This is a genomic window from Nevskiales bacterium (genome assembly GCA_035574475.1).
GTDB lineage: Bacteria > Pseudomonadota > Gammaproteobacteria > Nevskiales > DATLYR01 > DATLYR01.
On sequence record DATLYR010000174.1, the window covers coordinates 1 to 14261 of the forward strand.

The 14261-nt window shown below is 67.5% G+C and carries 14 protein-coding genes; 4 read left to right on the forward strand and 10 right to left on the reverse strand.

Translation table 11 applies throughout. The annotated features are described in order from the left end of the window. The 10 genes from VNJ47_10605 to VNJ47_10650 all read right to left on the reverse strand — a co-directional run. Positions 1-188 (reverse strand): nitrite reductase (NAD(P)H) small subunit (locus VNJ47_10605; GenBank protein ID HXG29281.1); only part of this gene is annotated, 188 nt, incomplete at its 3' end. A 2-nt stretch (positions 189-190) separates the two neighbouring features. Further along, positions 191-520, reverse strand: coding sequence for a nitrite reductase small subunit NirD (gene nirD, locus VNJ47_10610; GenBank protein ID HXG29282.1), 330 nt, complete (start codon positions 518-520; stop codon positions 191-193). A 41-nt stretch (positions 521-561) separates the two neighbouring features. Continuing rightward, on the reverse strand, positions 562-3162 hold the full coding sequence (nirB, locus tag VNJ47_10615) for a nitrite reductase large subunit NirB (GenBank protein ID HXG29283.1): 2601 nt from the start codon (positions 3160-3162) through the stop codon (positions 562-564). A gap of 198 nt (positions 3163-3360) precedes the next feature. Then, positions 3361-4722, reverse strand: coding sequence for an MFS transporter (locus tag VNJ47_10620; protein HXG29284.1), 1362 nt, complete (start codon positions 4720-4722; stop codon positions 3361-3363). A 132-nt stretch (positions 4723-4854) separates the two neighbouring features. Continuing rightward, complete coding sequence (gene serS / locus VNJ47_10625) at positions 4855-6132, reverse strand: serine--tRNA ligase (GenBank protein ID HXG29285.1); 1278 nt, start codon at positions 6130-6132, stop codon at positions 4855-4857. Positions 6133-6155: 23 nt separating this feature from the next. After that, positions 6156-6533 (reverse strand): fluoride efflux transporter CrcB, encoded by a 378-nt coding sequence (crcB, locus tag VNJ47_10630; GenBank protein HXG29286.1) that lies wholly within the window; start codon positions 6531-6533, stop codon positions 6156-6158. A gap of 2 nt (positions 6534-6535) precedes the next feature. Beyond that, positions 6536-7855, reverse strand: a complete 1320-nt coding sequence (locus VNJ47_10635) for a replication-associated recombination protein A (GenBank protein HXG29287.1) — start codon at positions 7853-7855, stop codon at positions 6536-6538. Then, a complete protein-coding gene (locus VNJ47_10640) occupies positions 7848-8228 on the reverse strand; it encodes a VanZ family protein (GenBank protein HXG29288.1) in 381 nt (126 codons plus the stop codon). Before VNJ47_10640 ends, VNJ47_10635 begins: the two co-directional genes overlap by 8 nt. A 4-nt stretch (positions 8229-8232) precedes the next feature. Then, positions 8233-8859, reverse strand: coding sequence for an outer membrane lipoprotein chaperone LolA (gene lolA / locus VNJ47_10645; GenBank protein ID HXG29289.1), 627 nt, complete (start codon positions 8857-8859; stop codon positions 8233-8235). Positions 8860-8987: 128 nt separating this feature from the next. Further along, positions 8988-11315: a DNA translocase FtsK 4TM domain-containing protein gene (locus VNJ47_10650; GenBank protein HXG29290.1), complete on the reverse strand. Its 2328-nt coding sequence runs from the start codon at positions 11313-11315 to the stop codon at positions 8988-8990. A 129-nt stretch (positions 11316-11444) separates the two neighbouring features. On the opposite strand from VNJ47_10650, the gene VNJ47_10655 reads away from it, so the two are divergent. Genes VNJ47_10655 through infA form a run of 4 tightly spaced genes read left to right on the forward strand, consistent with a single transcriptional unit; the run spans position 11445 to position 14057 of the window. Continuing rightward, positions 11445-11783 (forward strand): hypothetical protein, encoded by a 339-nt coding sequence (locus VNJ47_10655; protein HXG29291.1) that lies wholly within the window; start codon positions 11445-11447, stop codon positions 11781-11783. 53 nt (positions 11784-11836) lie between these two features. Further along, entirely contained in the window at positions 11837-13036 is a 1200-nt protein-coding gene (locus VNJ47_10660; protein ID HXG29292.1) for a GNAT family N-acetyltransferase, read from the forward strand. An 8-nt stretch (positions 13037-13044) separates the two neighbouring features. Continuing rightward, positions 13045-13779 (forward strand): leucyl/phenylalanyl-tRNA--protein transferase, encoded by a 735-nt coding sequence (aat, locus tag VNJ47_10665; GenBank protein ID HXG29293.1) that lies wholly within the window; start codon positions 13045-13047, stop codon positions 13777-13779. A gap of 59 nt (positions 13780-13838) precedes the next feature. Then, the gene (gene infA / locus VNJ47_10670) at positions 13839-14057 is read left to right on the forward strand and encodes a translation initiation factor IF-1 (protein ID HXG29294.1); all 219 of its coding nucleotides are present in this window, start codon (positions 13839-13841) and stop codon (positions 14055-14057) included. The last annotated feature ends 204 nt before the right edge of the window (positions 14058-14261 follow it).

Consider the following 14261-nt stretch of genomic DNA (forward strand, 5'->3'; position numbering starts at 1 on the left):
ATCTCGTCCACGGTTTTCTCGCCCGCGAGCACCGGCGAGAGCAGGATGCGGTTGTAGTTGCCGCGGGGCTCGGCGCCGAACACGGTGATGTCGTAGCGCTCCGGCGCCAGCGCCAGCAGCTCCTCGACCGTGCGCATGCCGGCCATGCCGTTGCCGATGACGACGAGTTTCTGTCGTACCGCAGGCATGCTCAGTCTCCGATGCCGACCCGCACGTGGCCGTCCACCACGCAGGCAGGATAGGCCCGTACCGAGGCGGTCGGGTCTTCCAGGCAGACGCCGGTAGCCAGATTGAAATGCTGCTTGTACACCGGCGAGGCCACCACCAGCTGGCCGCCGAGATCGCCGACGATGCCACGCGAGAGCACGTTCGCGCCGCTGTTGGGATCGTAGTTGTCGATCGCAAACACCTCGTCGCTACCGGCCAGGCGGAAGACCGCAACCTGGCGGCCATCGATCAGCGCACAGACGCCGGTATCGGGCAGGATATCCTCCAGCGCACAGACCTCTACCCAGCGCAGGGCGGAGTCGAAGCCGATCCGGTCATCCCTGGCGACGGCGTTCACGCAGCCTCCTTTTCCTTCAGCCGTTCGCGCTCCTCGGCGGTCGCGGGCCGGATCTGGCCGCGCGCCTCGACGAACACGATGTTGTCGTCGCTCTTGTCGCTGTTGACGAAGCTGCGGAAGCGCTTGAGGGTCTGAGGGTCGCTGACCGCTTTCTTCCATTCGCACTCGTAAGTGCTGATGACATGCGCCATCTCGGCCTCGAGCTCGGCGGCGATGCCCAGCCGGTCTTCGAGTACCACCTGCCTGAGGTATTCCAGGCCGCCCTCCAGGTTCTCCAGCCACACCGAGGTGCGCTGCAGGCGGTCCGCGGTCCGGATATAGAACATCAGGAAGCGGTCGATGTAGCGGATCAGGCTGGCCTTGTCGAGGTCGGCCGCCAGCAGGTCCGCATGCCGCGGCTTCATGCCGCCGTTGCCGCAGACGTACAGGTTCCAGCCCTTTTCCGTGGCGATCACGCCCACGTCCTTGCTCTGCGCCTCGGCGCATTCGCGCGTGCAGCCGCTGACCGCGAACTTGAGCTTGTGCGGCGCGCGCAGGCCCTTGTAGCGGTTCTCGATCTCGATCGCGAGGCCCACGGAGTCGTCCACCCCGTAACGGCACCAGGTGGAGCCTACGCAGGACTTCACGGTGCGCACTGCCTTACCGTAGGCATGGCCGGACTCGAAGCCGGCCTCGATCAGCTCTTTCCAGATCAGCGGCAGCTGGTGCACCTGCGCGCCGAACATGTCCACGCGCTGACCGCCGGTGATCTTGGTGTACAGGCCGTATTTCTTCGCGATGCGGCCGACCGCGATCAGGCCTTCCGGGGTCACCTCGCCGCCCGGCATGCGCGGCACCACCGAGTAGGTACCGTCCTTCTGCAGGTTGGCCAGGAAGTAGTCGTTGGTATCCTGCAGCGGAGCCTTTTCGCGCTTGAGCACGAACTCGTTCCAGCACGAGGCCAGGATCGAGGCCACCGCCGGCTTGCAGATGTCGCAGCCACGGCCTTTGCCATGGCGGGCCAGCAGCGCCTCGAAGGTTCTGATCTTCTCGACCCGCACCAGGTGGTAGAGCTCCTGGCGCGAGTACGGGAAGTGCTCGCAGAGATGGTTGTTGACCGCGACGCCCCTGCGCTTGAGCTCGGCCTTGAGCACCTGGCCGAGCAGCGGCGCACAGCCGCCGCAGCCGGTGCCGGCGCAGGTCACGGACTTGAGTGCCGGCACCGTCACCGCACCGCCGTCGATGGCGGCGCAGATCGCGCCTTTGCTGACGTTGTGGCAGGAGCAGAGGATTGCCGCGGCCGGCAGCTTGTCCACGCCCAGGCCGCCGGCCTTCTGGCCGTCCACGGCCGGCAGGATCAGCGACTCGGGCCGTTCCGGCAGCTCGATCCGGTTGAGCATCATCTGCAGCAGGCTGCCGTATTCCTCGGCCTCGCCCACCAGCACGGCGCCCAGCACATACTTGCCGCATTCCGAGACCACCAGCTTCTTGTAGACCTGCCGGCGCTCGTCCACGAAGCAGTAGCACTGCGCACCCGGTGTCGTGGCGTGGCAATCCCCGATCGAGGCCACGTCCACGCCCATCAGCTTGAGCTTGGTGCTCATGTCGGCGCCCTGGAACTCCGGCAGCCCGGTTGCAGAAGCGGTTTCGGTCGCGAGGCTCGTGGTCGCGACCGAAACCGCGCCCACATGCGCCGCGGCAACGCGGGCCATGTCGTAGCCGGGCGCCACCAGGCCGAAGATCTTGCCGCCCCAGAGCGCACACTCGCCAATGGCGTAGACGTCGTTGTCCGAGGTCTGGCAGTAGTTGTTGATGACGATGCCGCCGCGCTCGCCCAGCACCAGACCGGCCTCGCGCGCCAGCGCGTCCTGCGGGCGGATGCCGGCCGAGAACACGATTAGGTCGGTTTCCAGCTCGCCGCCGTCGGCGAATTTCATCTTGTGCTTGCAGCTCGCGCCGTCCACGATCTCGACGGTGTTCCTGCCGGTATGCACCTGCACGCCCAGTTGCTCGATCTTGCGCCGCAGTACGCGCCCGCCGCCCTCGTCCACCTGCACCGCCATGAGCCGCGGCGCGAATTCGATCACATGGGTCTGCAGGCCCAGGTCCTTGAGTGCCTTGGCCGCTTCCAGCCCGAGCAGGCCACCCCCCACCACGACGCCGACGCCGCCGTCGCGGCCGGCCGCAGTGATGGCTTCGAGGTCTTCGATGGTGCGATAGACGAAACAGCCTTCACGATCGCGCCCGGATACGGGCGGCACGAAGGGATAGGAGCCGGTGGCGAGCACCAGCTTGTCGTAGGCGAACTCGGCGCCGGAGGCCGAGCGGACGGTTTTCCGCGCGCGGTCGATGGCCACCGCCCGCTCGTTCAGGCGCAGCGCAAAGCCATTGCGCTCGAAGAAACCCTCCGGCACCAGCGACAGCTCCGCGGCGCTCTTGCCGGCAAAGTAGTCCGACAGATGCACGCGGTCGTAGGCCGGCCGCGGCTCTTCGCACAGCACGGTGACCTCGAAATGCGCACGCGCTTCGCTCCCGGCCAGTTGCTCCAGGAACTTCTGGCCGACCATGCCGTTGCCGATCACCAGCAGGCGCTGCCGCCTTATCGTCAGTCCGCTCATCGTCGTGCCCTCTATGGGACCGTTCTGCCGATGACATCTGCAAAGGGCGTGCCATCCCAATCTCATTGAGAACAAAGGACTTTGTGGGATTCCATTGAAGTAATCCCAGCTGTCCTATTGCACCGCAGCAGGGCAGCACGGGCCGCGCCGGTGCAAAAAAAGGGCCCCGAGGGGCCCGAATGACTGCGACTCGGTACTTCAGGCCGATGCCGGCGCGGGCATGGCCGCGTCGCCCGCGCCACGGCGTGCGGCGATGGCCTCCTGGTAAAGGCGGTCTTCGTCGGCCTTGTGCGCGGCGCTGAAGCGCACCGCGATGGCGCACACTGCCGATACGGTCACCAGTGCGCCCAGGATCAGCAGGCACTGCTGCACGCTGGCGCTGCCCTTCATCAGGAAACCGGCAGCCACCGCGCCCGCATTGCCGCCGGCGCCGATGATGCCGGCGACGCCGCCCAGCGCCTTGCGGTCGATGAAAGGCACCAGCGCATAGGTCGCGCCGCAGGCCATGTGCGTGAACAGGCCGAACACGGTCATCGCGATGAGCGCCAGCCAGACCGCCTCCATCTGCGCGAACCAGATCAGGCCGAGGCCCTCGCCCACGATCAGCGCGAACAGCAGCAGCGTGCGGCCATCGAGGCCCCTGGACTTCGCGACGCGATCGGACACGTAGCCGCCGAGCGCGCGCGCGAACAGCGCCAGCAGGCCGAAGATGCCGGCGGCCATGCCGGCGGCCTTGAGCGACAGACCGAAGCGGTCCACGTAATACATGGCGGCGATGTTGTGGATGAAGATCTCCACGCCAAAGCATGCGCCGTAGGTCACGAACAGCAGCCACACGCGGTAGTTGGCGCTGGCCTGCTTGAAAACGGCCCAGCCGCCCTTCTTGCCGCCGTCCAACGCCATGCCACGCGCGCGCAGCTCGGCGTAGTTGCCCTGCGGGCAGTCCTGCGTGTATCGCCAGTAGAAGAAGGCCATGACCAGCATCAGCACGCCCGGCACCAGCAGTGCCACGCGCCAGCCGTAGGCTGCATCCACGCCGAGGTAGAGCACGGCCGCGAGGATCAGCGGCATCAGCGCCTGCGTGGCGCCGCCGCCGGCATTGCCCCAGCCCGCGGCCGCCGCGTTGGCGGTGCCGACCACGTTCGGCGCGAACATCACCGAGGTGTGGTACTGGGTGATGACGAAGCTGGCGCCGATCGCGCCGATCAGCAGACGGAAGAACAGGAAAGACTCATACGACTGTGATGCCGCCACGCCGAGCACCGGGATGGCGCCGACCAGCAGCAGGCCGGTATAGGCCTTGCGCGGCCCGAAGCGGTCGCACAAGGGACCGATGATCAGCCGCACCAGGATGGTGACGGCGACCGCAGCGATGTTGATGTTGGCGATCTGGTCCTTGGTCAGCCCGAATTCGCCCTTGATCACCGGCATCAGCGGCGCGCAGGCGAACCACGCGAAAAAGCAGACGAAGAACGCCAGCCAGGTCAGGTGGAAGGCGCACATCGGCGCCGATCCCAGGCTGAACAGCTCGATCCGTGTCGCTTTACCTTGCAATTGCACAGCAGGACTCCTTGCTCGATGTGCTGGCTGCACTCAAAGCAACGGCCGTGCCATGCCGGATTCGCCCGTGTTTTCAGGCGACTAAAGCGCGGTTGGAGGGGTGCCTGCCCTGTTCTGAGGCAGGCTGGCGTTTCAATCTGGGGCGATCTGGCGCTGCCCGCCCAGATAAGGCTGCAGCACGCCGGGAATGGCCACGCGGCCGCCTTCGTCCTGGAAATTCTCCAGCAGGGCGACCAGCGTGCGGCCCACGGCCAGGCCGGAACCGTTCAGGGTATGCACCAGCTCCGGCTTGCCGGAACCCTGCCGGTAGCGCGCCAGCATGCGCCGCGCCTGGAAGGACTCGAAGTTGCTGCAGGAAGAAATCTCTCGATAGCGCTGCTGCGATGGCAGCCAGACCTCCAGGTCGTAGGTCTTGGCGGCGCCGAAGCCAAGATCGCCGGTGCACAGCGCCACCACGCGGTACGGCAGCTCCAGCAGCTGCAGCACCTTCTCGGCATGGCCGGTGAGCTCCTCCAACTGCGCGTAGGAGCGCGCCGGCTCGACGACCTGCACCAGCTCGACCTTCTCGAACTGGTGCTGGCGGATCATGCCGCGCGTGTCCTTGCCGGCCGCGCCCGCTTCCGCGCGGAAGCAGGGCGTGTGCGCGACGTATTTCAGCGGCAGTTGCGCGGCATCGAGAATCGTGTCGCGCACCAGGTTGGTGACCGGCACCTCGGCAGTGGGGATCAGGTGATAGCCGCTGTCGCCCTGCAGCGCGAACAGGTCGGCGCCGAACTTGGGCAGCTGCCCGGTACCGCGCAGGCTGTCGGCGTTGACGATGTAGGGCACGTACATTTCCGTGTAGCCGTGCTCGCGCGTGTGTAGGTCGAGCATGAACTGGATCAGCGCGCGGTGCAGGCGCGCCAGGTCGCGGCTCAGCACCACGAAGCGCGCGCCGGTGAGCTTGGCCGCGCCGGCGAAGTCCATCATGCCCAGCGCCTCGCCCAGGTCCACGTGGTCCTTCGGCGCAAAGGCCAGCCGCGTAGGCTCGCCCCAGCGGCGGATCTCGGCGTTGTGGGCCTCGTCGCCGCCGTCCGGCACGCTCGCGTGCGGCAGGTTGGGCAGCTGCAGCGCAAAGTCCTCGAGCGCCCGTTGGCACTCGGCCAGCGCCGCCTCATTGGCCTGCAGCTTCGCCTTGAGCGACTCGACCTGCTCCAGCAACGGCGCCGGATCCTGGCCCTTGCCCTTGGCCACGCCGATGGCCTTCGACAGCGCATTGCGCTCGGCCTGCAGGCTTTCGGTCTCGGTCTGCAGCCGCTTGCGGTACGCCTCCAGCGCAGCGAGACGCTGGGTGTCGAGCACGAAGCCGCGGCGCGCGAGCTGTGCGGCGACCTCGGCGGCGTGGGTGCGAAGCAGTTTGGGATCGAGCATGGGCGGCTATTATACGGGTCGGCTCAGTTCCAGCGTCCCGCCACCCACAGGCCGAGGCCGCAGGCGGCCAGCGAAAGCAGCACGCTCAGCAGCACGTTGGCCAGGGCCGCCAGCAGCGCACCGCGCTCGAGCAGCTGCAGGGTCGCCAGCGAGAACGCCGAGAACGTGGTGAAGGCGCCGAGGAAGCCCACGATCAGCAGCGCCTGCCACAGCTGGCCCAAGCCGGGACCGCGATCCAGCAGGCCATAGGCCGCGCCGGCCGCCAGGCAGCCGAGCACGTTCACCGCCAGCGTGCCGTAGGGAAAGCCGTGTCCCAGCGTGCTCTGCACCAGTTGCGTCATCCCGTAGCGCGCCAGCGCGCCAGCGGCACCGCCGCCGGCGATGATCAGTAAGGTCTGCATGCTCAAGCCCCCTTTCCTTCGCGCGCCTTGCGGTTCGCCGCGCGCAGCTGCGTCAGTTTCTCGGCGATCTTGATCTCCAGCCCGCGATCCACGGGCTCGTAATAGAGGCGGCCTTTCAGCTCATCCGGCAGGTACTGCTCGCCGGCGGCGAAAGCATCCGCCTCGTCGTGCGCGTAACGGTAACCCTTGCCGTAGTCGAGCGCCTTCATCAGCCGGGTCGGTGCGTTGCGCAGCTGCAGCGGCACCTCCAGCGTGCCGTGGCGTTTGACGTCCGCGACAGCGGCATCGAACGCGGCATAGACCGCATTGCTCTTGGGCGCCACCGCGAGATAGACGATGGCCTGGGCGATCGCCAGTTCGCCCTCCGGGCTGCCCAGGCGCTCGTAGGTATCCCAGGCCGCCAGCGTCAGCGCCAGCGCGCGCGGGTCGGCGTTGCCGATGTCCTCGCTGGCCATACGCACGATACGGCGCGCGATGTACAGCGGGTCGCAGCCGCCATCCAGCATGCGTGCGTACCAGTACAACGCCGCATCCGGGTCCGAGCCGCGCACCGACTTGTGCAAGGCCGAGATCAGGTCGTAGAAGTACTCGCCGCCCTTGTCGAAGCGGCGCAGCCCGCCGGCCACCACTTCGGCGACGTCCTCTTCCGTGATTTCGCGGCTGTCGCGCGCCTGCGCGACTTCGGCCACCAGCTCCAGCAGATTGAGCGCGCGCCGCGCGTCGCCGTCCGCGGCCTGTGCCAGGCGATCGCGCAGCGCCGGCGCCAGCTGCAGGCTTTCGGCGCCCAGCCCGCGCTCGGTGTCGGCCAGCGCGCGGTCGATCAGCGCCCGCAGGTCGGTGGCGTCCAGCGCCTTGAGCACATAGACGCGGCAGCGCGACAGCAGCGCGTTGTTGACCTCGAAGGAAGGATTCTCGGTGGTGGCGCCGACCAGGGTGAAGCTGCCGTCCTCGACGTGCGGCAACAGCGCATCCTGCTGGCTCTTGTTGAAGCGGTGCACCTCGTCGATGAACAGCAGCGTGCGCCGGCCGGCCGCGCGTGCCGCCTGCGCCGCCGCCACCGCCGCACGGATCTCCTTGACCCCGGCCATCACCGCCGATAAGGGAGTAAATGCCATGTCGGCCAGCCGCGCCATGAGCCGCGCCAGCGTGGTCTTGCCGCTGCCGGGCGGCCCCCAGAAGATCATCGAGTGCGGCCGGCCGGACGCCAGCGCCTGGCGCAGGGGTTTGCCCGCACCGAGGATGTGCGCCTGGCCGACAAACTCGTCCAGGCTGCGCGGCCGCATGCGGTCCGCGAGCGGGCGCCAGTCGGCGGGCTCAGGCATGACCCAGCAGCCGGCGCTCCGCCCACAGCAGGCTGCCGCCTGCGGGCGTGGCGGCCAGCAGCAGGCCGCTGGCCACGCCCAGCGCATTCGCCAGCGCGTCGGCCCAGTCGAAGCTGCGGTAACCCGTGGCCAGCTGCAGGCATTCCAGCAGCACGCCGAGCGCCGCCAGCCTCAGGCCGATGCCCGCGAAGCGCTCACGCGAGTAGATGGCCCCGAACCACAGCGCCAGCAGCAAGTAGGCCGCCAGATGCAGCAGCTTGTCGTTGAGCATGATGTCGCCGGGCGGCGGCGGGACCAGGGCGGCCGTCGCGATCGCCGCCACCAGCAGGTAACCGATGCCCAGCCAGAAGCGGCCGTGGCGCAGCGGGCGCATGGGCTCAGGGCGGCCCGCCGGCCGCCGGCGCGTCGGCATCGACCACCTCGACCCCGGCCGGCACCTTGAAACTGAACTGCGCGGCGGGCAGGCCGCTGTTGATGCGCATGCCGGAGAAACGGATCAGCGTGCGCTGACCGAGGTTGTCCTGCAGTTCCATCACGCGCGGTTGCCCGTCTGCCAGGCCGAGGCGAATCTCGCTGAAGTCGCCTTCCTTCGCCTTCGGCCGCAGGCGCACCCACAGCAGGCCGTCGCGGCTGCCGTCGTGGCTCAGGCTGAACTGCTGCGCCAGCGCCGGACCGCCGGACAGCAGCAGCGCCGGCGTGCCCTGCAGCGCGTCGGCCGCGCGACGCCGGGTAACCTGCGCCAGGTCCACGTCGTAGAACCAGAAAGTGCGTCCGTCGCTGACCAGCGTCTGCATGTAGGGGGTGACGTACTCCCAGCGGAAACGGTCAGGCCGCGCCAGACTGAAGTTGCCGAGTGTCACCTGGATGACCTTGCCGGTTTCGTCGTACTGGGTCTGTTCGAAGCGGGTTTCCAGGTCGCGCAGCCCGTCGTAGAAACGCTGCAGTTCGGTGACGCCGTCGGCAGCCTGCGTGCTGAATGATGCGAAGGCGAGCGTGAGCAGCACCCGCCACGATAGCGCCCTGCGCCTTGCTCCATCATGCCGGCGAAAGCCGGCATTCAGCGGCTCTCGACCGGAGAAAGGCAGTGGACCTCGGCCTGCGCCGGGGTGACGAAGAGAAAAGGCGCGCCTGTTCATTCTTCCGCTCCGCCGCTCGCGCTCATCAACACCTCGCGGCTGCCGTTGCTCTCCAGCGGCCCGACCAGCCCGGCCCGCTCCATCTGCTCCACCAGTCGCGCGGCGCGGTTATAGCCGATGCGCAAGCGGCGCTGCACGTAGGAAATCGAGGCCTTGCGGCTCTCCAGCACGACCTGCACCGCCTGGTCGTAGAGCGGATCGCTTTCGGCGTCGACCTCGGCGCCTTCCGCCGGCCCGATGCCCGGAACCGCCTCGTCGGCGGCGCCACTCAAGACGTCATCGCGGTAATCCGGCTCACCGACCTGGCGCAGGTAAGCCACCGCCTTGTGCACCTCGTGGTCGTCCACGAAGGCACCGTGCACGCGCGTCGGCAGGCCCTTGCCGGGCGGCAGGAACAGCATGTCGCCGTGGCCGAGCAGGCTCTCGGCGCCCATCTGGTCGAGGATGGTGCGCGAATCCACGCGCGAGGCCACCTGGAAGGCGATGCGCGTCGGGATGTTGGCCTTGATCAGTCCGGTAATCACGTCCACCGAGGGGCGCTGCGTGGCGACGATCAGATGAATGCCGGCCGCGCGCGCCTTCTGCGCGATGCGGGCGATGAGCTCTTCCACCTTCTTGCCGACCACCATCATCAGGTCGGCCAGCTCGTCGATAATGACCACGATCGCCGGCAACGGTTCCAGCGTCGGCGGCTCGATCAGCGGTTCGACGTCCGGCGAGGCCGGGGTCGCCAGCGGGTCGCGGATGGGCCTGCCCTTGCTGATCGCCTCCTCCACCTTGCGGTTGAAGCCGGCCAGGTTGCGCACGCCCAGCGCCGCCATCAGCCGGTAGCGGCGCTCCATCTCGGCCACCGACCAGCGCAGCGCGTTGGCGGCCTCCTTCATGTCGGTCACCACCGGCGCCAGCAGGTGCGGGATGCCCTGGTACACCGACAGCTCCAGCATCTTCGGGTCGATCATGATCAGGCGCAGCTGCTCGGCCGTGGCCTTGTACAGCATGGACAGCACCATGGCATTGATCGCCACCGACTTGCCGGAACCTGTCGTGCCCGCCACCAGCAGGTGCGGCATCTTCGACAGGTCGGCCACCACCGGCATGCCGGCGATGTCCTTGCCCAGCGCCAGCGTCAGCACCGACTCGGAGGCCGCGTACTGCGGCGACTCCAGCACCTCGCGCAGGCTGACGATCTCGCGCTCGTGGTTGGGGATTTCCAGGCCGATGACCGACTTGCCGGGGATGACCTCGACCACGCGTACGCTGATCGCCGACAGCGCGCGCGCGATGTCCTTGGCCAGGTTGCTGATCTGGCTGACCTTCACGCCGGGCGCCGGGTCGAGCTCGAAGCGCGTGATCACCGGGCCCGGTTCGACCGCCACCACCTTCACCTCGACCCCGAAGCTGGCCAGGATCTGCTCCACCTGGCCGGACATCTCGGTCAGTTCCTGCTCGGTGTAGGCCTGCCCGCCGCGGCGTGCCGGGTCGAGCAGGTCGATCGGCGGCAGCTTGTCGCCCGATTCCGGCTTGTAGGCCGGGACTTCCAGCTCCTCCTCCGGACCGGGCATCGGCAGCGTGAGCTGCTCGGCCGGGTCGAGCACCGGCGCCTTGCGCTGCCTCGGCACCGGCGGCTTCTTGATCTGCACCGGCACCACCGGGCTTTCCGGTAGCACCGGTGGTTTGCGCGGCTGGTTGCGCACCTTCTGCCAGGTGCGGAATTTCGCCAGCAGCCAGTCGGCGGCCTGCAGCGTGGCACCGCCGACGCGATCCATGACCACCAGCCAGGAAAACCCCAAACCGATCGACAGCGTGAGCACGACCACGGTGGCGAGCAGGAAGCTCGTCCCGGGAAGATTGAGCGCGCCGACCAGCCCGCTGGCGACCACCTGACCGAGGATGCCGCCGTTGCCCTGCGACAGGGCGCTGGCCGGCGCATCGAGATACAGCTGCGACAACCCGCAGGCGCTGGCCAGGAACAGCAGCAGCGAAATGCTGCGCACACCGACCGTCAGCGCGGTCGGCCGCTCGGCCTGGTCGCTGCGGAAGATCACCCACCCGCCGTAGAACAGCAGCCAGGGCAAGGTGAAACCGACATAGCCGAACAGGCTGAGCAGGATGTCGGCGATCAGTGCGCCTACCCAGCCGCCGAGGTTGTACACGGTGCCGGTATCGGCCACGCCCGACCAGCCCGGATCCTCGACCCGGTAGCTGATCAGCGCCATCAGCAGAAAGATGGTCAGCGCCGCGGACGCCAGCAGCGCCGCTTCGCGCAGGCCGCGCGCCAGGCGTGCCCGGTAGCTGTTCTCGACTCGTGAATTGGCCTTGGCCATGCTTCCAAACGAAAGAGCGCCTTCCGGCGCACCGCCCGCAGTATACCCCAGCCAACCTCTTGAAATATCGGTGCTTGGCCCCAATTTTGCGAAACTGGAACCGGCCCACCCAAGGGGTGTCCAATTGTCATGCAAGTCAAGCACTACATCCTGACCAACGACGGGCGTATTGCCGAATTCAGTACGGAGGAGGCATACAAGGTCGCCAACCGGCTGAGTGCCCTGCCGCAGTACGCGGACAGCCGCCTGCGCTACGTTCAAGTCCAGCTGGACGAGCCTGACGAAAATGCGCCCGACAGCCTGCGCGTGCGTATCGCCGGTGCGTACATCAGCTTCGATGCCCAGGGCCGTCTGAACGGTGCCAATGCCCCGGCCGAGAACGAGAGCGCCATTTCCCGCTTCGAACACGAGACTTGCGTGCAACTGGCGCTGCGCTCAGCACTGAGCGAGCACATCACGCTGCATTGACCGACTCCACACGCCTGCCGGGCGAGGCCGGGGTCAGGGTGTAAGCTTTGGGCATGCGCGCGCGCGTGCTCAATGGCATCAGCGATATCCCTGACCGCGTATGGAATACGCTGGTCAGCCGGGACTATCCTTTTTTGCGCCACGAATTTCTGCTCGCCCTCGAACGGCACGGCGCCGCCACGGCGCGCACCGGCTGGCAACCGCATCACCTGCTGCTCGAGGATGAGGCCGGTCTGCAGGCCGCGGCGCCGCTGTATCTCAAATCGCACTCCTACGGCGAGTTCGTGTTCGATTTCAGCTGGGCCGAGGCCAGCCAGCGGCTGGGACGCGCCTATTACCCCAAGCTGCTCAATGCCGTACCGTTCAACCCCGTCACCGGACCGCGGCTGCTGGCACGCACCCCGTCCGCGCGCGCAGCACTGGCGCAGGCCGTACGCAAGCAGGCCGAGACACTGGGGCTGTCCTCCGCGCATGCGCTGTTCCTGGACGCAAACGACCGCGCCGCATATACCGAGGCCGGTTTCCTGTTGCGCAAGGATTGCCACTACCAGTGGTTCAACCCGGGCTATCGCGATTTCGAGGACTACCTCGATGCGCTGCCTGGCCGCCGGCGCAAGGAAATCCGCCGCGAGCGACGCAAGGTGGCCGAAACCGGGATTCGTTTCGAAGTCCTGACCGGTGCCGAGGTTCCCGAGTCGCTGTGGCCGGCGATCTACCGCTGCTATGCCAATACCTACCGGCTGCGCGGGCAACCACCCTATCTCTCCCTGGAATGTCTGAAGGCCATCGGCATACAGCTCGGCCGTGAGGTGCGGATGTTTCTTGCCTGGCGCGGCAACACGCTGATCGCGGCCGCCTACATGCTGGAGGCCGGCGATACCCTGTACGGCCGCCACTGGGGCTGTGTAGAGGACATCCCGGGCCTGCACTTCGAAACCTGCTACTACCGGGGCATCGAGCACTGCATCGGGCGGCGGCTGGCTCGCTTCGACGCCGGCGCCCAGGGCGAGCACAAGCTGCACCGGGGCTTCGCCCCGGTCGCCACCTGGTCCGCTCACTGGCTGGCCGAGGCACGCCTGCGCGCGGCCGTGGCGGACTTCCTGCGGCGCGAGACGGCGGCAGTGGATGCCTACATCCGGCAGGTGGCAGGCAAGTATCCAGCCGCGACGTCCTCAGGCCTGTCAACCCCGCGCCCGCGGGGATCCAGTCAAACGAACGCTTCGCCTGCTGGATTCCCGCTGGCGCACGAATGACCGAGAGGATGAAACGCGCAGATCCCATCCTCCGTCTACCCTGGCTGGACCCGAGCCGTCCAGAGCAGGATTTCCCGCCGGTCGAGCAGGCTCTGACCGAACCCAACGGCCTGCTGGCACTGGGCGGCGACCTGAGCCCCGTCCGGCTGCTGAACGCCTACCGGCACGGCATCTTTCCCTGGTACAGCGCGGGCGAGCCGATCCTCTGGTGGTCGCCAGACCCACGCTGCGTGTTCCGCCCGGGTTCACTTCACGTCTCAAGAAGCCTGCGCAAGGCATTGAGCAGAAATGATTATACGGTAACGCTCGATCAGGCTTTCGAAACCGTCGTCAGGGCCTGTGCCGCGCCGCGCGCCGGTCAGCGCGGCACTTGGCTGCTGCCGGAGATGATCAACGCCTATCTGCGCCTGCACCACGAGGGCTGGGCGCACTCCTGTGAGGTGTGGCGCAAGCGCGAGCTGATCGGCGGCATCTACGGGCTGTCGCTGGGCCGCGTGTTCTACGGCGAATCCATGTTCAGCCGCGCATCGAATGGCTCGAAGATCGCCCTGATTTGGCTGGCGCGGCAGCTTACGGCCTGGGACTTCGTGCTGCTCGATGGCCAGGTCGGCTCGCCGCACCTCTATACGCTGGGCGCCATCGACCTGCCACGCCGGTCATTCGTCCAGACGCTGGGCACTGCCTGCCAGCAGCCAGACCGCCGCGGGTTGTGGCGCTTCGACATTCCCGTGCCCGGCGCGTGATTGAATTCCGCAGCCCACGGGCCGATAATGCCGCGACTTTTCGCAGCACCAGGTAAGGCATGCCCAAAGAAGAGCACATCGAGATGGAAGGCAAGGTCATCGAGGCCCTGCCCAACACCACCTTCCGCGTCCAGCTGGAAAACGGCCACACCGTGACCGCGCACATTTCGGGCCGTATGCGCAAGCATTACATCCGCATCCTGCGCGGCGATACCGTCAAGGTCGAACTGACCCCCTACGACCTCACCAAGGGCCGCATCACCTTCCGCGGCAAGTAAGTCCCGCGGGACTTGACCCCCTCCGAATCCTGCCGGGATAGTAGTCCGGTCCCGTGACCGACGACCGGATACTGCCGATGAACAAGGCCCTCCTCGCGCTGACGCTGCTGTGCGGCTTCCTGCTGGGGGTCGTCGCCGGCCCGTGGTTATGGCCGCGTGACCTGCTGCAGGCACCTGCCGAACCCGCGCCCGTCCAAACCGCGG